This is a genomic window from Leucobacter viscericola, assembly GCF_011299575.1.
In the GTDB taxonomy this organism is placed as follows: domain Bacteria; phylum Actinomycetota; class Actinomycetes; order Actinomycetales; family Microbacteriaceae; genus Leucobacter; species Leucobacter viscericola.
The window spans coordinates 287955-309929 of sequence record NZ_CP049863.1; the positions used below are offsets into that span (position 1 = coordinate 287955).

The 21975-nt window shown below is 60.7% G+C and carries 25 protein-coding genes and 1 other RNA gene; 12 read left to right on the forward strand and 14 right to left on the reverse strand.

Annotated elements, in window-relative coordinates; genetic code table 11:
* Positions 1 to 138: 138 nt before the first annotated feature.
* Positions 139 to 534 (reverse strand): hypothetical protein, encoded by a 396-nt coding sequence (locus G7068_RS01370; protein ID WP_166287803.1) that lies wholly within the window; start codon positions 532 to 534, stop codon positions 139 to 141.
* 386 nt (positions 535 to 920) lie between these two features.
* Between G7068_RS01370 and G7068_RS01375 the strand changes: the two genes are divergently transcribed.
* The gene (locus G7068_RS01375; RefSeq protein ID WP_166287806.1) at positions 921 to 1280 is read left to right on the forward strand and encodes an SdpI family protein; all 360 of its coding nucleotides are present in this window, start codon (positions 921 to 923) and stop codon (positions 1278 to 1280) included.
* Positions 1281 to 1453: 173 nt separating this feature from the next.
* Here the strand turns inward: G7068_RS01375 and G7068_RS01380 are convergent, their stop codons facing one another.
* On the reverse strand, positions 1454 to 1963 hold the full coding sequence (locus G7068_RS01380) for a hypothetical protein (RefSeq protein WP_166287809.1): 510 nt from the start codon (positions 1961 to 1963) through the stop codon (positions 1454 to 1456).
* Positions 1964 to 2267: 304 nt separating this feature from the next.
* Between G7068_RS01380 and G7068_RS01385 the strand changes: the two genes are divergently transcribed.
* Positions 2268 to 2768 carry a hypothetical protein gene (locus G7068_RS01385; protein ID WP_166287812.1) on the forward strand — a complete coding sequence of 167 codons (501 nt, stop codon included), beginning with the start codon at positions 2268 to 2270 and terminating at the stop codon, positions 2766 to 2768.
* A 247-nt stretch (positions 2769 to 3015) separates the two neighbouring features.
* Here the strand turns inward: G7068_RS01385 and G7068_RS01390 are convergent, their stop codons facing one another.
* The 4 genes from G7068_RS01390 to G7068_RS01400 all read right to left on the reverse strand — a co-directional run bounded on the left by G7068_RS01390 (position 3016) and on the right by G7068_RS01400 (position 7665).
* Complete coding sequence (locus G7068_RS01390) at positions 3016 to 5406, reverse strand: bifunctional [glutamine synthetase] adenylyltransferase/[glutamine synthetase]-adenylyl-L-tyrosine phosphorylase (RefSeq protein ID WP_341873755.1); 2391 nt, start codon at positions 5404 to 5406, stop codon at positions 3016 to 3018.
* Complete coding sequence (locus tag G7068_RS16615) at positions 5334 to 6029, reverse strand: hypothetical protein (RefSeq protein ID WP_341873756.1); 696 nt, start codon at positions 6027 to 6029, stop codon at positions 5334 to 5336. The genes G7068_RS01390 and G7068_RS16615 overlap by 73 nt, the downstream gene beginning before the upstream one ends.
* A 12-nt stretch (positions 6030 to 6041) precedes the next feature.
* Positions 6042 to 7379 carry a type I glutamate--ammonia ligase gene (glnA, locus tag G7068_RS01395; RefSeq protein WP_166287815.1) on the reverse strand — a complete coding sequence of 446 codons (1338 nt, stop codon included), beginning with the start codon at positions 7377 to 7379 and terminating at the stop codon, positions 6042 to 6044.
* 82 nt (positions 7380 to 7461) lie between these two features.
* Positions 7462 to 7665 (reverse strand): methionine aminopeptidase, encoded by a 204-nt coding sequence (locus G7068_RS01400; RefSeq protein ID WP_166287818.1) that lies wholly within the window; start codon positions 7663 to 7665, stop codon positions 7462 to 7464.
* Positions 7666 to 7726: 61 nt separating this feature from the next.
* Between G7068_RS01400 and map the strand changes: the two genes are divergently transcribed.
* Complete coding sequence (map, locus tag G7068_RS01405) at positions 7727 to 8596, forward strand: type I methionyl aminopeptidase (protein ID WP_166287821.1); 870 nt, start codon at positions 7727 to 7729, stop codon at positions 8594 to 8596.
* Between the two features lie 10 nt (positions 8597 to 8606).
* Here the strand turns inward: map and rnpB are convergent.
* From rnpB to G7068_RS01435, 6 genes are all read right to left on the reverse strand, one after another.
* Positions 8607 to 8991, reverse strand: an RNA gene (gene rnpB / locus G7068_RS01410) — RNase P RNA component class A.
* 20 nt (positions 8992 to 9011) lie between these two features.
* Positions 9012 to 9740 (reverse strand): zinc ribbon domain-containing protein, encoded by a 729-nt coding sequence (locus G7068_RS01415; protein WP_166287824.1) that lies wholly within the window; start codon positions 9738 to 9740, stop codon positions 9012 to 9014.
* Between the two features lie 31 nt (positions 9741 to 9771).
* A complete protein-coding gene (locus G7068_RS01420; RefSeq protein WP_166287827.1) occupies positions 9772 to 10590 on the reverse strand; it encodes a Nif3-like dinuclear metal center hexameric protein in 819 nt (272 codons plus the stop codon).
* Between the two features lie 2 nt (positions 10591 to 10592).
* On the reverse strand, positions 10593 to 11258 hold the full coding sequence (locus G7068_RS01425) for a methionine ABC transporter permease (protein WP_166287830.1): 666 nt from the start codon (positions 11256 to 11258) through the stop codon (positions 10593 to 10595).
* The gene (locus tag G7068_RS01430; RefSeq protein ID WP_205881327.1) at positions 11258 to 12286 is read right to left on the reverse strand and encodes a methionine ABC transporter ATP-binding protein; all 1029 of its coding nucleotides are present in this window, start codon (positions 12284 to 12286) and stop codon (positions 11258 to 11260) included. Before G7068_RS01430 ends, G7068_RS01425 begins: the two co-directional genes overlap by 1 nt.
* Positions 12287 to 12396: 110 nt before the next feature.
* The gene (locus G7068_RS01435; RefSeq protein WP_166287833.1) at positions 12397 to 13305 is read right to left on the reverse strand and encodes a MetQ/NlpA family ABC transporter substrate-binding protein; all 909 of its coding nucleotides are present in this window, start codon (positions 13303 to 13305) and stop codon (positions 12397 to 12399) included.
* A gap of 191 nt (positions 13306 to 13496) precedes the next feature.
* Between G7068_RS01435 and G7068_RS01440 the strand changes: the two genes are divergently transcribed.
* The 4 genes from G7068_RS01440 to mmuM all read left to right on the forward strand — a co-directional run bounded on the left by G7068_RS01440 (position 13497) and on the right by mmuM (position 17419).
* Positions 13497 to 14939, forward strand: a complete 1443-nt coding sequence (locus G7068_RS01440; RefSeq protein ID WP_166287836.1) for a glyceraldehyde-3-phosphate dehydrogenase — start codon at positions 13497 to 13499, stop codon at positions 14937 to 14939.
* 64 nt (positions 14940 to 15003) lie between these two features.
* Entirely contained in the window at positions 15004 to 15849 is an 846-nt protein-coding gene (locus G7068_RS01445; RefSeq protein ID WP_166287838.1) for a universal stress protein, read from the forward strand.
* Positions 15850 to 15861: 12 nt separating this feature from the next.
* Positions 15862 to 16503 (forward strand): MBL fold metallo-hydrolase, encoded by a 642-nt coding sequence (locus G7068_RS01450; protein WP_166287841.1) that lies wholly within the window; start codon positions 15862 to 15864, stop codon positions 16501 to 16503.
* Complete coding sequence (gene mmuM / locus G7068_RS01455; protein WP_205881328.1) at positions 16496 to 17419, forward strand: homocysteine S-methyltransferase; 924 nt, start codon at positions 16496 to 16498, stop codon at positions 17417 to 17419. The genes G7068_RS01450 and mmuM overlap by 8 nt, the downstream gene beginning before the upstream one ends.
* A gap of 5 nt (positions 17420 to 17424) precedes the next feature.
* On the opposite strand, the gene G7068_RS01460 is transcribed toward mmuM, so the two are convergent.
* Positions 17425 to 18309, reverse strand: a complete 885-nt coding sequence (locus G7068_RS01460; protein WP_166287844.1) for an ABC transporter substrate-binding protein — start codon at positions 18307 to 18309, stop codon at positions 17425 to 17427.
* A gap of 59 nt (positions 18310 to 18368) precedes the next feature.
* A complete protein-coding gene (locus G7068_RS01465) occupies positions 18369 to 18902 on the reverse strand; it encodes a flavin reductase family protein (RefSeq protein WP_166287847.1) in 534 nt (177 codons plus the stop codon).
* 107 nt (positions 18903 to 19009) lie between these two features.
* On the opposite strand from G7068_RS01465, the gene G7068_RS01470 reads away from it, so the two are divergent.
* The 5 genes from G7068_RS01470 (at position 19010) to G7068_RS01490 (ending at position 21943) form a co-directional block, all read left to right on the forward strand.
* The gene (locus G7068_RS01470; protein ID WP_166287850.1) at positions 19010 to 19495 is read left to right on the forward strand and encodes a glutathione peroxidase; all 486 of its coding nucleotides are present in this window, start codon (positions 19010 to 19012) and stop codon (positions 19493 to 19495) included.
* A 122-nt stretch (positions 19496 to 19617) separates the two neighbouring features.
* The gene (locus tag G7068_RS01475) at positions 19618 to 19968 is read left to right on the forward strand and encodes a PadR family transcriptional regulator (RefSeq protein WP_166287853.1); all 351 of its coding nucleotides are present in this window, start codon (positions 19618 to 19620) and stop codon (positions 19966 to 19968) included.
* Between the two features lie 2 nt (positions 19969 to 19970).
* Positions 19971 to 20333, forward strand: coding sequence for a DUF1048 domain-containing protein (locus G7068_RS01480; protein ID WP_166287856.1), 363 nt, complete (start codon positions 19971 to 19973; stop codon positions 20331 to 20333).
* A gap of 27 nt (positions 20334 to 20360) precedes the next feature.
* On the forward strand, positions 20361 to 21179 hold the full coding sequence (locus tag G7068_RS01485) for an ABC transporter ATP-binding protein (protein ID WP_280116207.1): 819 nt from the start codon (positions 20361 to 20363) through the stop codon (positions 21177 to 21179).
* A complete protein-coding gene (locus tag G7068_RS01490; protein WP_166287859.1) occupies positions 21179 to 21943 on the forward strand; it encodes an ABC transporter permease in 765 nt (254 codons plus the stop codon). Before G7068_RS01485 ends, G7068_RS01490 begins: the two co-directional genes overlap by 1 nt.
* Positions 21944 to 21975 lie beyond the last annotated feature (32 nt).

Genomic DNA, 21975 nt, shown 5'->3' on the forward strand with positions numbered 1-21975 from the left:
CCTCGTGGTTTAAGCCACGAGGGGGATTTTTGTCTTCGGAGCTGTGCTCCCAGATATAACAAAATGAATGGCCCCCAAACAAGGAGTATGAGGGCGCTGAGGCCTTCGCCCGACGGCCCAGCTGTGGTGATGCGTGGTCTAGCGCATAGTGAACTTGGCAGTTTTGCAGCCGGTGCGCGCATGGCTTGAATGCCCCGAGGCGTTAAAGGTGCACACATCCAGAGTTAGATGCGTTCCAGGCTTGTAAGCAACGTTCATTCCAGTAACTGAACCGACACCCTTGCTGTTCGATAGGTTGTGGCTACCATTTGGTAAGCCCCAGATCGACGCAAACGCGCTCTTGCCATCACGTTTTGTGTCAAGGACGCTCAAACGACCGACTCCGCTCTTGCTGACTGTAAATGTCACACGCGCACCAGTGGTGGACATAGTTTTGTAATACTTCAATGACGCCGCCGAAGCCGGCACAGCGGATGCGGCGACTAGCGCCATTGCGAGAACAAGTGGCGCCACAAGCTTCTGTAGTTTTCTCATTTACCTGATTTTATGTTGCACGTCCGCGTAGGGCTAAGCGCGCTTGAAGCCGTGGCGCGAAATGACTGGCGATGGCGCCGATTGGGTTGTTGGTTCTGACTGCAGAATCCATATCGGTGCTGTGTGAGCGGAGTTTGGAGGCGGAGTGCTGGCTTTCAGAGCCCGGGAGCAATTCTCGACACGATCGCATGTCCTATGTCGCAAATTGAGACCCAGGGCTCGTGTAGTCGTAACGGGGGCAATACCCCTCACTGCCAATGGAGCGCTCGCAGGAGTCTGGAATGACTGTGGTCTCAACCCACCCTCACACCACCTAGACAGAGCCGCAGCCCCGCCGCTCTGTCTAGGTTGGGGAAGAGGGCAAATGCACCCGAAAAGGAGTTTTCATGGTTATCTGGAACGCCATGGCTATTGCAGTATTCGCAACAGTCATCACCATCCTTGCGGGACACGGAAAAATACCAAACAACGGTGTTGTGGGAATTCGCACATTCTCCATCCAACGCACAGACGAAACCTGGACAGAGGCGCACCGGGCCGCAACGCCAATACTTCTTGGCCTTTCGATTGTCGTCGTTATCGTCGGCACCATAACCCTAGTAGCCACAGCGGGGAGTGCTGACAACATCGCAATCTTCATCGGCTTTGGGCTTCTTGGCCTGGACATCATCGTGTTAATAATCGCAGCCATTCGCGCCAACATTGTCGCCCGCCGCACTTGGATTAAGTACGTAAGCCCGAAGTAATATCTTCATTCGTACACCGGCCTTTTTGCCCTGGTCATCTTAAATAGACTGGCATCGGGCTTGGGCGGTGCGTTGATGGAGTGCTACCCGTTTCGCTACTAGTACTTGCTGACAACCTTCTTGGCGGGTGTCACAGGTTTCTAGCAGCCCACGTCAACCCGATAGAGCTGGGGCTAGTGAGAGGCCCAACGTCGGGGTTCTGCCCAGTACAGCGGGTCCAAGTATGTGGCTTCCTCGTCGAACTCCAAAGCCGGCGGGTGTGCCTCACGTGCTGCCCGGATCGAACCGTCCGACAGGTCAAGCCACTTCGCATCCGTGGCCGCGAGAAAGTCCGCGACTGCGGCCCAATCTGCGTTGTTGAGCTGTGATTCCTGATCGTCGCTCACGGCAAGCAGAACCGGGAGTCGCTGTAGAAATGAGGAGCGCAACAGCGTTATCCCGAACTCTGAGTCGCCGGATACTATTCGAAACAAGGTTCGGCTGTTGATGACAGCGAGGATCATGCCCACAGCGTCGTCAGTGTTCAAGCTCATTTCTTCACCAAAGCTCGGCGAATACCACGCTGCTGAATGATCAATTCCAATGAGTGATGGAGCTTCGCCGCCGGCTACCAAGTTATGGATGATGTCGTCGACCATGTAATCGAGGGGGCACGAGTCAACCGCAACTGCAAGATTCTCCATTATCTGAGCATACTTCGCATCGCAGCGGTGGCCCTGCGGCGAAACTCATACGAATCTGGGATGGGTGATTCACCACCGCGGGCGGCTTGAACGATTTTCACGTCGCGTTGGCAAGGCCGATAAATTGGTAAACATGATGAGATTTGGGTGGCGCTTGACGGGAATACTTGTGGCAGCAACTGTGGTCGCTGCGTTAAGCGGCTGTGGTGTTGTCTTGCCAACGGCAAAGGAGGATACGGCAAAATCATCGTCCAGCGCGGAAGACGCAGGGAGTGACGCGCCGAGCGCCGAAGAAACAGACCTTATGGCAAGTTTGTTGGCGGGCGCGCCGCCGACCGACATGCTCTGGGCTTTCCCCGATTCAATGCCAAAAGGCTGGTCGCAGCTTCCTATCGACGACGAGCCCGGGGTGGTGCAGGTGAAGGTATCGTCCACATGCCTCATTGATTTCCGGCAGCCCGCAAACATGGGCCTCGAGTCAACTCCAGAGTCAGCTACCGTGGCGCACGACGTAGCAACCGAGTTTGGTGAGAAGGGGCTTGGTGTTGCAGTGACGGTGTCGCCCCTCGACCCGGTCAAGATTGGAGCCAGCATCAACGAGGGAAAACTAAGCTCCGAACTCGACTTTGCGAGGGTCCGGTTTACTGTCCCAGATAACCCAGAGGTGGAGGGTGTCGTCTACGCGCTCCGTGACGGTGACTTTGCGCTCATCGCCTCAGCGATGTGTGGTGGTGGAGAATTTGGCAAGCAGGGCAACGATATGAAGCAGTTTATTGAGTCCTCACACGCCGACGTCACGTATTGATGCGTCTCACACAACAACAAAGCCCGCCCCCTCTGGTTTAGGGGCGGGCTTTGTTGTACCGCAATTGTTTTCCGTGTCAGAGACTAGGAGTCGAGCTCGTCTTCAAGCTCGGCCCCGTCTTCGGTGAGCAAGGCCTCCAGAAATGTCTGTAAGTAGTTCACACCAAAACCATAACGCTTTGATAACGGCCTGGCTAGTGTTTTGTGCGAACATTACGTAAATCGTTGGTGTCCCGAGCGTGATGCGTTCACACGCGCGGAAATCTCTCCGCATCGGAGTATCCGAAAAACTCGCGCTCAAACACGGTACGAGCGCGACGTGAGACCGCAAACCAGCGTTCTTCGAGCTCTGAAGTCTGCGCAAACGGGATGTCCAGCAGTGCGGCGATCGCCTCAAGGCTGGTCCAGTCAGTTGGCAGCAGATCAGACGCTCGCCCCGTCCAAAGCTTCAGTGCGGATCGCACGCTGCTTGCGAAGTGCCAGGAGTCAGCCAGGTGTTCGGCTTCTTCTGCTGTCAGCAGCTCGAGGCTACTCGCGGCGTCGAGTGCTGCCGTTGTCGAGTAGGTCCGCAGTGATGGGTGCTTATGGCCTTGCTGCAGCTGGAGCAACTGGACGAGCCACTCAACATCGCTGATGCCGCCGGGCCCGAGCTTCAAGTGGCGTCGGCGATCAGCTCCCTGAGGTAGCCGCTCCGCCTCGACACGAGCTTTGATCCTACGAACCTCCCGGATCTCTTCCTCGCCAAACTCGCGCGGGTAGCGGATCTCATCAGCGAGCGCGATAAAGTCCGCTCCCAGGTCGACGTCACCGGCAACGTGTCGCGCGCGCAGCAGCGCCTGAGCTTCCCAGGTCACCGACCAGCGCTCGTAGTACGAACGGTAGGCGTCGAGGCTGCGGATAATCGCTCCATTTTTGCCCTCTGGCCGCAGATCGAAGTCGAGATCGACCGGGAATCTGGGGTCTGAGACGAGTCGCCGCAGCTCTGAGATGAGCCGCGTAGCGGCACGGGAAGCCTGGTCGTTGGGCACGTCTGCAGCCGCGCGGAACACCGCCACAATATCGATGTCGGAGGCGAAGCCAAGCTCACGGCCGCCGTAGCGCCCCATGCCGATGAGTGCCACCCGCACGGGGGCGGACGCGGGGTCCTTCGCCTGTTCTGCGGTCAGCGCGATGAGCAGCCCGTCGAGCAGCGCGGTGTGCGCGGCGTCGAGCCCGAGAGATACTGCTGCGTCGTCAATCACTCCGGTGATCCTGCCAAGCGCGAGGCGCAAGACCTCTCGGCGATGCACCGCGCGCAGCGCCACCGCTGCCTCTTCGACGGATCCCCTACGCGAGGCGAGGGCGCGCATCTCTTCGAGTAGTGCCTCGAGACTCACCGGCTGCAGGCGAGAATCCCGCTCGAGCCACTCGACTGCCTCCGGGATCGATTCGAGCAGGTCGGCCGCAAACTTCGAGCTCGACAGCACTCGGGCAAGGCGTTCGGCGGCCTCGGCGCCGTCACGGAGCAGCCGCAGGTACCAGGGGGCCCGCTCGTTCGCTTCACTCACGCGCCTGAATGAAACGAGGCCAAAGTCTGGGTCGATCCCTTCTGCGAGCCACTGCAGCATGACCGGCATGAGGTTGCGATGAATCATAGCCCGCCTGGAAGTGCCGCGTGTCAGCGCGCTCAGGTGTCGCATGGCGCCGTCAGGATCGCGGAACCCGATACTGCTGAGCCGCACCCGTGCGGCATCGCTGCCGAGCACCAGCTCTTCTTCCGGGAGCGCTGCGACGGCACTCAAAAGCGGCGCGTAGAAGATCTTGAGGTGCAGATCCCGAACCTCACGCTTGATACCTTCCCAGAGCTTGAGCAACGCGGAAGCGGTGTCTGCAAGGCCGCTCGCGCGGGCGAGTACACGTAGCCCCTCTTCGTCCCGGGGCATGATGGCGGTGCGGCGCAGCTCGCGCAGTTGCAGACGATGCTCAAGCACTCTGAGGCGGCGGTAGTCGGAGGCCAGGCGATCCCCATCGCTTCGTGCCACATAGCCGCCTTCGACGAGCGCCCGCAGGGCGGGCAGCGTGCCGCGAACGTGCAACTGGTCGTCGTATTGACCGTGCACCAGCTGCAGTAGCTGCGCGCTGAACTCGATGTCGCGCAGGCCACCGGGGCCCAGTTTCAGCTGCACCTCAAGATCGTCATCAGAGATGTGCTCGGTTACTCGCTCGCGCATGCGCTGCACCGAACCGACAAAGTCCTCACGCGAAGAAGAAGCCCAGACAAGTTGCCTTGTGGACCGCACAAACTCTTCGCCGAGTTCTCGATCCCCTGCGAGCGGCCGCGCCTTGAGTAGCGCCTGGAACTCCCAGCCTTTTGCCCAGCGCTCGTAATAACTGAGCATCGAGCCGAGCGTGCGCACGAGCGCGCCGTGGCGGCCCTCGGGGCGAAGATTGGCATCCAGCTGCCAGAGTGGTGGCTCAAGACCGGGGTCGTGGATCCCGCGCATCGTTTCACTGGCGAGTCTCGTGGCGATGCGAATGAGGGCATCGCCGTCAACAACCTCTTCATCGCTGCTCTCGGCGATAAACATCACGTCGACGTCGGAGACCACGTTGAGCTCTTCGGCACCACACTTGCCCATGGCAACAACCGCGAGGCGCACTGCCCGAGTCGTTCTGGGCTTACCGCTGGCCCTGAAAGACCAGCCGCGAGTGACGCTCGCGCTACGGCAAGCGACGCCTCAACCGCGCCCTCCGCGAGCACCGAGAGCGACAACGCAACACCCTCGAAAGCTTGCTCAGCGCGACCATGTCGGGCTTCGCTGAGGTCGAAGAGCATCAGCTCCGCGAGCAACTCACGGTAGCGCACCCGAAGCGCCTGCCAGCCGACTTCACCCGAGTCATCGTCCACCGCTGCGAGCAGTTCGGCAACCGCCTCCTCGCGAGGGATCAGACGACCGTCGGAGGCGAGGATGCTGTCGAGCCGCTCGGGGTGGCGCACAAAGAAATCCCCGAGGGCCGGCGAGGTTCCCAATAACAGGCACAGCCTGTCGAACTTGGGGCCGTCCAAGTGAGAGATCAGCGAGGGGTGCTGCTCGGCGAGCAAACGCACGCGCATGAGCGCGGCATCCGGATCGGCAGCGTGGGCAAACGCTGCGAGAAGCGGCTCGACGGCAACTTCAAGGCACTGCGCAACCTCTGCCAGTTGATCCCGCGACGAAGTGAGCTCTTGGAACCCCGCCCGCGCAATGTCTGCGAGCCGCAGTTCTCCCTGCTTGCGTGCCACTCCTGCCTCTCGTTAAACGGTATCGAGCATCGAGGAAAGCTCGTACGGCGTCACCTGCGCACGGTACTCGGCAACCTCACGACGCTTATCGCGGAGGAAATAGGCAAACACCTGCTCCCCCAGCGTTTCGGCGACAAGCTCAGAACGCTCCATCACAGCGAGCGCGTGGTCGAGGCTTGAAGGCAGTGCGTCAAAGCCCATCGCGCGGCGTTCGCCGTCGCTCAGCGCCCAGAGATTGTTTTCGGCCTCGGGCGGGAGCTCGTACTCTTCTTCGATGCCCTTGAGGCCGGCGGCCAGCAACACGGAGAAACCGAGGTAGGGGTTCACCGCGCTGTCCATGCCGCGATACTCAACGCGCGCAGCGCCGCCCTTGCCTGGCTTGTACATCGGCACGCGCACGAGCGCCGAGCGGTTGTTGTGGCCCCAGCTGACGAACGATGGAGCCTCGTCGCCGCCCCAGAGCCGCTTGTACGAGTTGATGTACTGGTTCGTGATGGCGGTAATTTCGGGAGCGTGACGCAGCAGGCCCGCCACGAAGCGGCGCCCGGTCTGCGAGAGCTGGTGCTTGGCGCCGGGATCGTAAAACGCGTTGGTGTCGCCCTCGAAGAGCGAGAGGTGAGTGTGCATGCCCGATCCTGGTTGCCCCACCAGCGGTTTCGGCATAAATGTCGCGTGCACTCCCTGAGCGATTGCGACCTCCTTCACGACCGAACGGAAGGTCATGAGATTGTCGGCCGTTGTGAGCGCGTCTGCGTACCGCAGGTCGATCTCGTTCTGCCCGGGGCCCGCCTCGTGGTGGCTGAACTCGACAGAGATGCCGAGATCTTCGAGCATGTTGACGCTCTCGCGCCGGAAGTCGTGGGCCGTGCCACCGGGCACGTTGTCGAAGTAGCCGGCCCGATCGACGGGAACCGGTCCCCCTGCGCCAAAGGTCTTGGACTCCAGCAGGTAAAACTCAACCTCGGGGTGCGTGTAGAACGTAAAGCCCTGCTCGGCTGCGCGAGCGAGCGTGCGCTTCAGTACGTGGCGAGGATCGGCTACCGCCGGTTCACCATTGGGCGTACTCAGGTCGCAGAACATGCGAGCCGTGGGTTCGCTCAGGCTGCGCCAGGGCAGAAGCTGGAAAGTTGAGGGATCTGGTACCGCGAGCAGATCTGACTCGTACGCGCGCGTCAGACCCTCGATCGCGGAGCCGTCGAACCCGATCCCTTCGCTGAAGGCATTTTCAACCTCAGCGGGTGCCAGTGCCACCGACTTGAGTGTTCCTGACACGTCGGTAAACCACAGTCGTACGAACTTTACGCCACGCTCTTCGATGGTCCGAAGAACAAAATCACGCTGCTTGCTCACACTCGCTCCGTTCGTTACGCCATGCTCAGACTATCGCGCCTGACGTAACAATCGTGTTTCGTGATCCTGATGATTGACGCGGCTAATCTTCGTTTGCCTCTTCCTCGGCCCACTTGCGTGCACGCTCAGCAACGATCTCGTTGGCCCTGGCCGCCTCTTCACGGGTGCTGAACGGGCCGAGTCGATCAACCGAGAGCGACTGCGGGCCGTCCTCTACCTCGCCAGTTCGAGTGTTAAACCAGTAAGTCTCTTGCGGATCCTCGACGCCCCAGTCGCGCTTGCCCATGATTGCACGTCCCTTCAGTCTTGGCGAGCACCGATACCCGCCCCACTCCTAGACTAGAGGCATGCCATTTGATGTACAGGGGTTTCTTGTTCCGGGTTCGCTGCCACCAGTGAGGACGGTGCCGAGCAACATTACCCGCCCGCCCTACGTTGGCTTGAGCGAGCCACCGCGATACACCGGTGACAACACCTACACCGAAGAAGAGATCGACAAGATTCGTGCAGCGGGCAGGATCGCCTCGCGTTCCCTGGACGCAGTCGAAGCGGCAGTGAAACCCGGTGTCACCACCGCCGAGCTTGATCGCATCGCGCACGAGTATGTGGTGTCGCAGGGCGCCTACCCCTCGACGCTCGGGTACCGCGGCTATCGCGCGTCAAGCTGCACCTCCGTCAACGAGGTTGTCTGCCACGGCGTTCCCGATGACACCGTGCTGCGTGAGGGCGACATTGTGAACGTCGACGTCACGGCCTACCTCGACGGCTTTCACGGCGACACCAACCGCACCTTCTGCGTCGGAGAGGTGAGCGAAGAGGTCGGCCTGCTTGTCGAGCGCACGCACGAGTCGATGATGCGCGGCATCAAGGCCGCAAAGCCGGGGCGCGAGGTCAACGTGATTGGTCGTGTGATCGAGACCTACGCGAAGCGATTTGGCTACGGCGTCATCCGTGATTTCACCGGGCACGGCGTCGGATCCTCATTCCATACCGGGCTCATCATTCCTCACTACGACTCTGCGCCGATGTACAGCGATGTGATCAAGCCGGGCATGGTCTTCACCGTTGAGCCGATGCTGACCCTCGGCACGCACCTCTGGGATCAGTGGGAAGACGAGTGGACGATCACAACCCGCGACAAGTCAGTAACGGCGCAGTTCGAGCACACCATTGTTGTGCGCGAGGACGGCTTCGAGATTCTGACGCTCTCGGAGTAATCGCGTGTAGGGAATGGGCCGGATCATACGCCGGGTTCTGTCGCGCTGGCGTAAAAGCCAGCGGTGACGGTCATCTCTCTCGTGGCACTGTTACCAGTACCCTCTAGCGGCCTACCCGAAGACTCGGCGGGGAGCGTCATCATCTTCTGTCTGGCCTTGCTCCGAACGAGGTTTACCTGGCCGCCCGTGTTGCCACGAACGCCGGTGGTCTCTTACACCACCCTTTCAGCCTTACCAGAATCGGCAAGCCGAATCTGGCGGTCTACTCTCTGTTGCACTTTCTCGCGGGTTGCCCCGGGTGGGTGTTACCCACCGTTCTCCCCTGCGGAGCCCGGACGTTCCTCGGCACATCCACCGCTTGCGCGATGCCGTGACGCGACCGCCTCACCGACCCATTCCGGGTTCAAGTCTAGTGCTAGTCCTCGAAGTCGCGTACCAGGATCGCGCCGCTGCCCGGGCAGTACACGATCTCATCGGGAGCCGTTGCGCGAATGTCGCTGAGTTCAGCGGGGGCGAGCGCCATGTTGCTGCCCTCGGAAACATTGCCGCGCAAACGGGCGGCACCGACGCCGGTGCGGGCGCGAATCGACTCGTACAGGTCGAGCAGATCCCGCTGCAGCTCAGCAGCAACCCCGTCTCGCTCCTTTGAGTCAACAGCCAGCTCAGCGTCAATGGCCTGCTCAGCGGTCTCCAGCTGAGACTGCAGCTCAGCGCGGCGACCGTCGACACCCGCGAGTACAGTCTCTGCAGCTGCAAACGAGGCTTGCGCGGCCTCAACGGACTCCATGAGTTCTAGTTCACGATCTTCCAGCTCACTCTGCCGGCGCGCCAGAGTCTCAAGCTCACTCTGCAACGCCTGCGCCTCTTTGCTCGAGGTGCTGACCGCCAGCATTTCGTTGTCGCGGTCTCGTCGCTGCTGCACGGTCGCCACGTCGGCTTCAATGCGTTCGAGTTCAACCCGAAGGGTGTCGAGCTCGCGCTGGGCCTTCATAAACCCGTCGCGCGCCGCGCCGGTCTCGTCACCGAGTCCCTCGATTGCCGCGCGTTCGGGCAGTGTGCTTCGTTTGCGGCGCAGACGCGCCAGCGTGTTGTCGAGGTCTTGGAGATCAAGCAGCAGTCTCTGCTGGCGGGTGCTGGCCTTCATGTCAGTAAGCCTAGTGGCAACTTGCTATTCATCAGACGGCAAAGCTCCAGGGATCCGTGCGTAGCTCGGAAACACGAAACTCAACGCCGGGCAGTCGTGCTGCGAGTCGATCCGCTGCGCCCTGCAGCCACAGCGACTCGCTTGCCCAGTGGGCGACGTCGACTAGTGCTGGTCCTCCGATTGCCGTCGAGAGCTCCAGGGACTCCTGTGCGGGATGGTGCCGTAGGTCGCTCGTGAGGTAGACATCGGCGCTTCTGACGAGCGGGTGATCGAGCAAACTGTCGCCAGCGCCGCCGAGGAGGGCAATGCGCTGCACCGTTCGTTCGGGATCACCGGCAACGCGCACACCACTCACGGTGGCGGGCAGGATCGCCGCAACCTGCTCGGCGAACACTCTAAGTGTCACGGGAGCCGGGAGTACCCCGACACGACCGATGCCCGCTGCCGGGTCGGTTCCGGGCACAAGCGGCAGGGCCTCTAAAAGCCCTAGCCGCTGCGCAATCACATCGGAGACTCCCCCCTCGGGGGCATCCGCGTTTGTGTGCGCCGCGAGCAACGCACACTCGCCACGAATGAGCCGTGCCAGCAGCGCGCCCTTTGCCGTGTCTTCGGCCACTGAGTGCACTCCGCGCAGCAATAGCGGGTGATGCGTCAAAAGCAGGTCTGCATCCCACTCCAGGGCCTCATCGACCGTGGCCGCAACGGCATCTACCGCGAGCAGCACCCGCCGCAACGGCGATGAATCGCTTCCCGAGACAAGGCCGACGCGATCCCAGCTCTCGGCTGTCGCTACCGGCCAGAATTCCTCAGCAACACGGCGAACATCTGCGATCGTGTAGTTCTCTGACACGTCTACCTCCTGAGTAGCTTGCGAGCAATCCAGTTGCCAATAACCTGCACGAGTTGAACGATCAGGATAATGATCAGAACGGCCGACCAGGTGACCCACGGGTTGAACTGGCGGTAACCGTACTGCATCGCAAAGTTACCGAGACCGCCGCCGCCAATAATGCCGGCCATCGCAGTCATATCGACCACCGCAATAAACGCGAAGGTGTAACCGAGCACAACCGGTCCGAGGCCCTCGGGAATCAGGACGGTGAGGATGGTGCGGAGAGGGCCGGCTCCCATTGCGCGAGCGGCCTCGATGACCCCGGGTGACACGGTCAGCAGGTTCTGCTCCACCAGGCGAGCGATTCCGAAGCTCGCGGCAAATGTGAGCGCAAAGAGCATCATCGGATCGCCGATTCCTGTTCCAATAACCGCCCGCGCGAGGGGCTGCAGCGCGAAGATCAGCAGCACAAACGGAATCGGACGGAAAAAGTTAACGAGGAAATTGAGAATCCAGTAGGTCGGGTTGTTCTCGAGAATGCCGCCCTTGCGCGTCACGGTTAAGAAGATGCCAAGGATCAGTCCGAGGATGCCACCAACACCCATGGCGAAGAGCACATAGGTCAGCGTTTGGATGGTGGCCTCTAAGAACTTGCCACTGTTAAAAAGTTCGATGAGCTGATCCATTATGCGAGCACCTCCAGGTCAGCCTGCTGCGCGAGAGCCGCAACAGCGTGCTCAACCTTCAGGTCGTCGCCGATGAGTTCCAGGGTCAGCTTGCCGAAGCTGCGCCCACCAACGTCGGTGACACCGCCGTGCACGATGCTCACGCCAACGCCGCGATCGGCGAGGGTTTGGAACACGACCGGCTGATCCACGTCGCCGTCTCTGAACGTGAGTGTGATGAGCTTGCCGCGGTGTCGACGTCGCAGTTCTTCAAGGTGCTCCGCCTCGGGTTGGGTCGGGAGCGCCGTGGCAACAAACCGACGGGTGGTCTCCGTCTTTGGGCTTGAGAACACATCAAAAACGTCACCCTGTTCGACCGCGTGGCCGCCGTCCATGACGGTCACTCGGTCAGCGATTTCGCGCACGACCTCCATCTCGTGCGTGATGAGAATGATCGTGATGCCAAACTCCTCATTAACCCGACGCAGAAGTGCGAGCACCTCTTGTGAGGTCTGCGGATCGAGGGCGCTCGTCGCCTCGTCCGCCAGCAGTACGCCCGGGTTCGTGGCCAACGCGCGCGCGATGCCGACACGCTGCTTCTGGCCGCCCGAGAGCTGATCGGTGAAGGCGTTTGCCTTGTCGGTGAGCCCGACAAAGTCGAGCAGCTCGGCGACACGTCTCTTGCGTTCAGTCGGCGGCACCTTTGCAACGATGAGCGGGTACTCGACGTTGCGAGCGACTCGCTTCGAGTGAAACAGATTGAACTGCTGGAAGATCATGCCGATCCCACCCCGCACAATCCGCACCTGAGACTCGGGCAGGCTCGTGATCTCGTCGTCGCCGACCAGGATCTTGCCCGAGGTCGCACGTTCAAGACCATTAACTAGTCGAAGGAGGGTGCTCTTGCCGGCTCCCGAGTAACCGATGACGGCGTGGATCTCCCCCGAGGCGACATCTATGGAGACGTCATCGACCGCAACGATGGGATCTGCATCCTTGCCGCGGCCGGGGTAACGCTTACCGACCCCGATCATTTGTACGCGTGTCACTCGCGTCTCCCTCCCTCAAGCTTGACGCTTAAGTTCTTACCACCAGGCACCGACAAAGGATCGGGGCTTCGAAAACCGAACGCCCCGATCCTATGTGGTGTGTGACGAAATTACTTGTTCTTGCGAACCTGATCCTCGGAATCCTTGAGGATCTCCTTGAGCTCGCTGGTTGGCGTCTTGACCATGATCGCGCTGTCGCCCGAGTTCTCGAGCACGCCAGCCTGCACGTCCTTGTTCGTCTGGTAGATCTCAACGAGCTTCTTGTACGTCGGGTTGTCAGCATCCTTGGCCTTGGCCGCAAAGATGTTGATGAAGTACTTGGCGCCCTCGTCTTCCGGGTCATCCTGGTAGAGCGCGTCCGAGAACTTCAGGCCAGCGTCGGTGACGAAGTCGTTGTTCACAACGGCTGCGTCGACGTCTGCGAGGGAGGTAGCGGTGAACGACGCGTCCATCTCGGTTACCTTCACCTTAGAGGCGCCGGCATCAATGTCGTCGGGCGTCGAGAACAGCGTGCCGCCATCCTTGAGCTTGATAAGGTCTGCCGACTGCAGCACGTTTAGCGCGCGAGCACGGTTGGTGGGGTCCGACGGAACGGCGACCGAACCACCCTTCGGGATCTCGTCGAGCTTCTTGTGCTTCGTTGAGAACACCGCCAGCGGGTAAATGGCGGTCGAACCGATCGCAACCAGGTCATCGTTGTTTGCCACGTTGTAGTCGGCGAGGTAGACGATGTGCTGGAACTGATTGAGGTCGAGTTCACCGGCGCTCAGCGCAGGGTTCGGCTGGTTGTAGTCGGTGAAGTCAACAAGGTCAACCTTGATGCCCTCGTCGGCTGCGGCCTTGGTGAACGTCTTCCAGTAGGGGTCGCTCGCGCCAACAACACCGATGCGCACCGTTTCAGAGGAGTCACTCTTGCTGTCGGACTTGCCGCTGTCGGACGCGGGAGCGGAGCAGCCGGTCAGGATCAGCGCGAGGGCGGCAATGGAGGCGGCGACTACGCCGCGCTTCTTGAAAGTCATCGTGTTCCTAAAGTTGGATTGAACGTGTTGAATACGTTTCAAGCCTGGCGTACCTCTACAAGCCTGCGAAATTTCGCTGTCACACAGTGTCATCCAGGTACGCAGGTGAAGCATGGGATACTGGTGGTGTCGCCGAATCGGCGCCGGCGGGCAGGCCGAAGCTCACTCCTTGAAAGGAACCCTCCGTTCACATGAACCAGCGAGCCGTGTCTCATCTTGAAGCGTGGAAATCAAAGCAAGAACTCGCCGAGCGGATGATCCCGCTCATTGGCCAGCTCTACCGCGATCACGATGTGGTGATGTCCGTGCACGGGCGAAGCCTTGTTGGTCGCTCCGCGATCGACATCATCCGCGCGCACAGCTACGCGCGCAAGATCGACGAGGTTGAGTTGCCGCTCGCCGAAACCTCCGCAATTGTTGAGGCGCTGGCCACGATTCAGCCAGGCCCGGTGTCCGTTGACCTCGCGCTGCTCGCGAACGAATTCAGGGCTTCAGGATCGCAGGATCTCGAGGGCTACCTGCGTGGAGTGCTTGCCCCCGCGATCGGCGCCCAGCCCGGCACCGGCACCGACGTGGTGCTGTACGGCTTCGGTCGTATCGGTCGTCTGCTCGCCCGCATCATCATTGACCACTCGGGCAGTGGTAATGGCCTCAACCTGCGCGCCATCGTGGTGCGCAAGGGCGCCGAGAACGACCTCGTGAAGCGCGCAAACCTGCTGCGCCGTGACTCGGTGCACGGCCCCTTCAACGGCACCATCAAGGTACTTGAAGACGAGAACGCGATCCTCGCAAACGGTGTGCGCATTCAGGTCATCTACTCGAACGACCCCGCGACGGTCGACTACACCGAGTACGGCATCGAAAACGCGATCCTCGTTGACAACACCGGCCGCTGGCGCGATGCCGAGGGGCTTTCTCAGCACCTCGAGCACACCAAGGGCATCTCTCGTGTGCTGCTCACCGCACCCGGCAAGGGCGACATGCTGAACGTGGTCTACGGCGTCAACAACGACAAGATCACCGACGCGCACACGATCCTCAGTGCCGCCTCCTGCACGACCAACGCCATCACCCCCGTGCTGAAGGTGATCAACGACAAGTTCGGCGTCAAGCAGGGGCACGTCGAGACCGTGCACTCGTACACAAACGACCAGAACCTGATCGACAACTTCCACAAGGGCGATCGCCGCGGCCGCTCGGCAGCGCTCAACATGGTGCTTGCTGAGACCGGTGCCGCAAAGGCCGTGTCCAAGGCTCTCCCCGAGTTCGAGGGCAAGCTGACGGGCAACGCGATTCGCGTTCCCACACCCGACGTGTCGATGGCCGTGCTCAACCTGCAGCTTGAGACCGAGACCGACCGCGACGAGATCAACGCGTTCCTCGAGAAGGTGTCGCTGACGGGCGCACTGCGCACGCAGATCGACTACGTTGAATCGCCCGAGATTGTTTCGACCGACTTTGTCGGCTCAAACCGCGCGGGCATCGTTGACGGTCTCGCGACGATCGTGACCGGCAATACCGCGATTCTCTACGTCTGGTACGACAACGAGTACGGCTACAGCTGCCAGGTCGTTCGCATCATTGAACAGCTTGCTGGCAGCCACCCTGCGCATCTTCCTGCGCTGGAGGCGTAGTCTTAAGAAATAGCCCCGAGTAGCGCTTTCCGAGCAACACCCGAAGAAGAGAGAAAGGCCGGATATGTCCGAGAAATATCTCATTGGAGTCGACGGATCTGAACAGAGCCAGGTCGCACTCGCCTGGGGGCTCGCACGGGCCACCGAGCGTGGTGCTGATGTCGAGCTGCTTCACGTCGCAGACGATTCATTCTTGTCTGAGAGTGTGGCCTTTCTCTCGGAGGCTCAGCAGGCTTCCGAGCAAATGCTCGCGGCAGAGATTGAGCACGCCCGCAGCATTGGCTTCACCGGAAACGTAACCGGTACCGCGGTTGTGGGCCACCCGATCTCAGAGGTCGAGGAGGCCTCGCGCCGCGCGGATCTGCTGATCCTTGGCGCGCACAGCGGCAGCCGTCTCGCCGGCTCGTTCTTTGGTACCCGCGCGGTGAAGGCAGCGGCTACGGCTCACTGCCCCGTCGCCGTGATTCCGAAGACCGATGTGCGGCCAAACGCCGGTGTGGTTGTTGGCATCGACGGTTCTGACGCCTCGAAGGTTGCGATCGCCTACGCTGCTGAGGAAGCTTCGTTCCGCGGGGTTCCCCTCATCGCCGTGTATGCGTGGATGCCACCGCTCACACCGGGGCTCGAGTACCTGTGGAGCGAAGAGCTCGTGGACTCGCAGCGTTCGGCTGCCGAGGAAGCGATCGCCATTGGTGTTGCGGGTCTCGCGGAGCGCTACCCCGATCTGGTCATTCAGCGCGAGATCGTGCAGGCGCCGCCTGTTGCGGCCCTTGTGCAGGCTGCCGAGGGTGCCGAACTGCTGGTCGTGGGCAGCCGCGGTCGCGGTGGCCTCACCCGTCTGCTGCTCGGGTCCGTCAGCCACGGCGTGCTGCAGGCGCTCCCCTGCCCCGTCATCGTGACGCGAGCATAAGGGAGAACACACATGGCAGCTCGGATTGAACGGCTCGTTACCGTCGGTATGTTTGGTGCGGGTCGACCCGGGCTGCCACCGGAGGGCGTTGAACTTGAGAACAACGTCTGGCTAGTGGGCGACGATGAGCAAGTGCTCATCATTGATGCGGCCCACGACGCCGATGCGATTGTTCGTGCCGTGGGCGAGCGTGAGGTCTTGGGCCTCCTGCTCACCCACGGTCACGAGGATCACATCAACGCGGCAGTCGCCACTGCACAGGCGCTGGATACGCATATTTACCTTCACCCGAGTGACCTGTTTCTCTGGCAGGAGTTCTACGGTGACACACCACCAGACTTTGAGCTCAGCGATGGTGCCTCGTTTATGGTCGCGGGAGTCGACATCGCGACGGTTCACACTCCCGGGCACACGCCGGGATCCGTGTGTTTTGTGGCCTCCGGGCTCGGCACGGTTTTCTCAGGGGACACACTGTTTCAGGGCGGTCCGGGGGCGACCCGCTGGGAATACTCAAGCTTTCCGCAGATTGTTGAGTCGATCCGTACCCGCCTGTTCACGCTGCCGGGCGCAATGGGCGTCAACCCCGGGCACGGCGACAGCACCTCGATCGCTGCCGAGCAACCGTCGCTAGAGGCCTGGCTCGCGCGTGGCTGATAACGGCTCGGGCCTGCACGCGGTACTTGAGCGAGGCGCGGTTGTTCTTGACGGCGGGCTTGGCACGCGGCTAGAAACTCGCGGAAACGATGTTTCCTCCGCCCTCTGGTCGGCCGAGATCTTGCGGCTGCGCCCCGAGGAAGTTCGGGCGGCACACCGCGACTTTTTTGACGCGGGCGCGCGGGTCGCGACGACCGCCTCCTATCAGGTCAGCTACAACGGCTACGCCCAGATTGGCGTTGACGCAGAAATCGTCGACGAACTGCTGGTGAGAAGTGTCGAGGTGGCGAAACAGGCTCGCGTAGAGAGCGGTCTAACGGGCGCTGATGCGTGGGTGCTGGCGTCTGTGGGGCCCTATGGGGCGTCTCTTGGCAACGGCAGCGAATACACGGGCGACTACGACCTCAGCGAGGCTGAGTTGACTGTCTGGCACGAGCGCCGCCTTCAGGTACTCGATGCTGCGAGCCCAGATGCGCTGCTGTGTGAGACGATTCCGAGTAATGCTGAGGCACGGGCCCTGCGTAATGCGCTCGGAGACCTTGCCACACCCGTAATCTTGAGCTTTACCGTGGCCGAGGGGCGATTGCGCTCGGGTGAGTCCCTTGCGGAAGCAGTGCGCATCGCAGAAACTATTCCGGGTATCCTGGCCGTTGGCGTGAACTGCTCTTCCGTGGCAGACACGGATCGTGCGCTTCGCATCATGCGGGAGGCGAGTGGCTTACCGCTGATCGCCTACCCAAACAGCGGTGAGGTGTGGGATGCGGAGTCGCGAAGCTGGTCGGGATCGGCCAGTTCCGTCGCATCGTACGTGCCCGGCTGGCGTGAGCTGGGCGTCAAACTCATCGGCGGCTGCTGCCGGGTCGATACGGCCGAGCTTGCGGCGATCGCGGCTGCAACGACGCAGCCGCGATCCTGAACCGACTACTCAGATGCCGCGTTGATCTTCGCCTCAGTCACGGCCCCCGACTCGGAGTGGTACTTCTTGAGTAGCTTTTCGTAGGTGCCGTCATCGATCAGCTCTTGCAGAGCGCCGCGCACAGGCTCAGCAAGTTCGCTGCCGCGAGGTACTGGGAAGCCATAGGGTGCAGTGTCGAACATGTCGCCGACGATCTCGAGTTTTCCGTCAAGGGCGTCGATTGCGTCGATCGTCACGGGTGAATCAGCAGAGAAGGCGTCCGCTGCTCCCATGAGAACGGCGTTTGTGACCTCCGGTTGCCCCGTGTAGGGAAGAATTTCGATGGGCTGTTTGCCAGCCGACTCGCACTTTTTGCTTCGCTCCGGCAGCTCGGTCAGCTGCTGAGTTGCGCCGGTCATAACGGCGATCTTCAGGCCGCAGGCGTTGTCAGGATCAACCTTGCTTCCCTTGGGCGCCGCCCAGAGAGTCCCGGCAGAGTAGTAGTTGACGAAGTCGACGACCTTTTCGCGCTCGCGGGTGTCGGTGAAGGATCCGACGCCGAGGTCAATGGCTCCCCCCTCGATGCGGGGCAGGATGTTGTCGAAAAGAAGCAGCTCGTAGTCAACCTTGAGGTCGAGTTTCTTCGCAATTGCCTCAACGAGTTCTACGGCCCAGCCCGTTGGTGTGCCGTCGTCAGTTTTGAACTCGTTGGGCGGATAATCGGTGATCGTGCCAATGTGCAGCACCCCAGACTTCTGAATGTCTGCCCAGCTTCGTGCGCTGTCGGAGCTGCCCGCAGTCGTTGCGCTCTTCTGTTCTGGGGTCGAGTCTGCGGACGAGGATCCTGCGCAACCAACGAGAGCGAGAAGTGTGGCCGCAGCAAGCGCGGCTGAGAGGATTCGTTTCTTCACTTGCACATTATCTCGAACGGCACCAGGCCAATCCGTTCAGATGACCCAGTGTGACAACCTCAGCCGAGGTTGTTTTCGTTCCAAGGCAGCGAGTGGAACACGCGGTCGTGGTACACCATCGGGGCACTGCTCGATCCAAAGTGTGCGCCAAGAACCTCAGCCACAACAATCACCGACGATCCGACTCCGAGCGAGTGGAGGGTGCGGCAGCGCAGAGCAACCCTGGTGTCACGCAGAAACGGCTCGCCCGTTTCTAGGTACTCCCAGCCCTGATCGTCGGTGAACCGCTCGGAGCCCGACACCGCGAACAACTGGGCGATATCCGCGTGACGGTTGTCGAGCAGATGGACGAGATACGAATCCGCGCCGAGAATGCCACCGGCACTTCCCGTGGCTCGAGTGACCGAAAACGAGAGGGCGGGTGGATCAATTCCCACGGAGGCAACACTCGATGCGGTGAGCCCCACCGGGCCCTCCGGGGTCTGTGCCGTGATCAAAGAGATGCCGGCCGGGTGCTCTCGGAAGGCGCGTTTGAGGGCATCCGCCCCGTCAAATTCAACCGGCGCAGGTGATCCGTCTTGCGTGAAGCTCATTCGTAACTGACCCTTCGTGGACATCTCGATATTTCTCTACCTGTGATTGCAACTACAGGATCAATGTAATCATTCCCGCGGATGCTTACCCGGAGTACGCTGGCAATATGAAGCTGCGAGAGATTCCATTCCTGACCATCGATGGCGAAAAGACGACGCTCGCTGAGTATGCCGACGAAGTCGTATTGGTCGTCAACGTGGCCTCGAAGTGCGGGCTGACACCACAGTACGAAACCCTCGAAGAGCTGCAGGCGAAGTACAAGGATCGCGGCTTCACCGTACTGGGCTTCCCCTGCAACCAGTTCCTTGGCCAAGAGCCGGGAACTGCCGAAGAAATCAAGGAGTTTTGCTCCATGACCTACGGGGTCTCCTTCCCGCTCATGGAGAAGATCAAAGTCAATGGTCGCCACCGGCACCCGCTGTATGACGTGCTGAGAAACGTGCGTGACGCGGACGGTAAAAAGGGTCGTGTGAAGTGGAACTTCGAGAAGTTCGTGATTGCACCCGACAACTCGATTAGTCGTTTTCGCCCCGCTGTCGTGCCCGATGATCCCGCCGTTATCTCCGTGATTGAGGCGGCTCTCCCCCGCTAAGCAGCCGATCTGGCATGCTCCACCGCCCGTGGCAACATGGGCGGTACTTGGTGTTGCTATCTACCGGTACTCGGTGGTACTATCTAGTGGTAGCTAGTAACACAGAGTAGAGGAAGGGAGCTATGGCAAAACAAATCTCCGAGATGCTGAAGGGCACACTCGACGGCATCGTGCTTGCGATCCTCGCTGACAGGCCGGCCTACGGCTACGAGATCACCTCGCAGCTGCGCGACCACGGTTTCTCCGACATTGTCGAGGGCACCATCTACGCGCTGCTCGTGCGCATCGAACAGCGTGGTTTTGTCGACGTTGCAAAGGTGCCCTCTGAGAAGGGGCCGCCTCGCAAGGTCTACACCCTGAACGCCAAGGGTCGTGAGTATCTCGATGAATTTTGGACAACCTGGAGCTTTCTTTCCGAGCGGATCGAAGAGCTTCGCAACACAAGTAGTCACCTCGATGGAGAAGGAAAGTAATCATGGCTGCAGGATGGATTGAAACAGTAACCGGCTCGTTCGAAGATAAGAAGCGCTGGCGGCAGTACAAGGCCCGCAAGCAGAACTTGCCGCAGAACTACCGCACCGCAATAGACGGGCTCGAGCGCTACTTTATGTACGCTGGCGCGATTGTGAAGGGCGACATCATGATGCAGATGATGGAGGATCTGCTTGACCTGATCGAGCAGGCCGCCGCAGATGCGACGCCGATCCGCGACATCGTTGGCGACAACCCGGTCGAGTTCGCTGAAGCGTTCCTGCTGAACTACGAAGACGGCCGCTGGGTCAACAAGGAGCGGAAGCGCCTCACTGACTCAATCGACAAGGCCGTGAGCGAGTCCTGATCCTCACTGCTGAGGGGAGAACATGAAATGTCGAACAATCAAATCCCTGAGCCCGCCGTGCGGGTCAGGGGCGTAGAAAAATCGTTTAAGGATCTGCACGTGCTGCAGGGGGTCGACCTTGAGGTCGCCCCGGGGAGCATTTTTGCGCTGCTCGGTTCGAACGGCTCGGGAAAAACCACGCTGGTGCGAATCCTCTCCACCCTGTTGAAGGCTGACGCGGGCTCCGCAACGGTTCACGGATTTGACGTTGCCGCGCAAGCTGAGAGTGTGCGAGAGTCGATCAGTCTCACGGGTCAGTTCACCGCTGTTGACGATGTGCTGACGGGGCGCGAGAACCTCGTGCTTGTTGCTCAGCTGCGCCACCTTCAGAATCCCGGTGCCGTGGCAGACGAGCTGCTCGAGCGGTTTTCGCTCACCGAGGCAGGAAAGCGCAAAGCTGGCACCTACTCGGGTGGCATGCGTCGCCGACTTGATATCGCCATGAGCTTGATCGGCAATCCGCCCATCATTTTTCTTGATGAGCCCACAACCGGTCTTGATCCGCAAGCCCGCATTGAAGTGTGGCAAACCGTGAAGAAACTGGCCAACAGCGGCACCACCGTGCTGCTCACCACGCAGTACCTCGACGAGGCGGAACACCTCGCGGATCGCATCGCGATTCTGCACGGTGGCCGCATCATTCAAAATGGCACGCTTGACGAGCTTCGCCGGCTCCTACCGCCCGCGAAGGTTGAGTATGTCGAAAAACAACCTTCACTCGAAGAGGTGTTCCTCGCCCTAGTTGGTGAGGGTGCCTCCGATGCGGCCGATGCAGCCGATGTCGGCGGCGCAGGAAAGGAGTCATGATGACCACGCACATGCTCAGCGATACCGGTGTTCTCACCGGTCGCTCGCTGCGACACATTCTGCGCAGCCCCGACACCATCATCACCACGGTCATCACGCCAATTGCCCTGATGCTGTTGTTTGTCTACGTGCTGGGCGGCGCCATCAACACCGGGTCTAGCCAGTCGTACATCAACTACATGCTGCCCGGAATCTTGCTCATCACGATCGCGTCCGGGATCGCCTACACTGCCTATCGGCTGTTCCTCGATATGCAGGGTGGCATCTTCGAACGGTTCCAGTCCATGCCGATCGCGCGCTCGAGTGTGCTGTGGGCGCACGTGCTCACCTCACTGGCGGCCAATCTGGTGTCGATTGTGGTCGTCACAGGGGTTGCTCTGCTGATGGGTTTTCGAACCGGGGCTTCCGTTGGGGCCTGGCTGGCTGTCGCGGGAATCCTTGTTCTCTTTACACTGGCGCTCACCTGGATCGCCGTGATTGCGGGACTCTCGGCAAAGACTGTCGATGGTGCGAGCGCGTTTAGTTACCCATTGATTTTCCTTCCGTTTATTAGTTCAGCGTTTGTGCCGACAAGTTCCATGCCGGGACCTGTCGCCTGGTTCGCGGAGAATCAGCCGGTGACCTCGATCGTCAATACGATTCGTGCGCTGTTCGCAGGCGAAGCCGTCGGAGGTGAGATCTGGATCGCTCTCGCCTGGCTGTTGGGAATCCTGGTGGTTGCCTACGGTTTTGCCGTCGCAAAGTATCGCCGCCGCTTAAGCTGAAATTGGCGCTAAAGAAACATCCGTGTCACGAT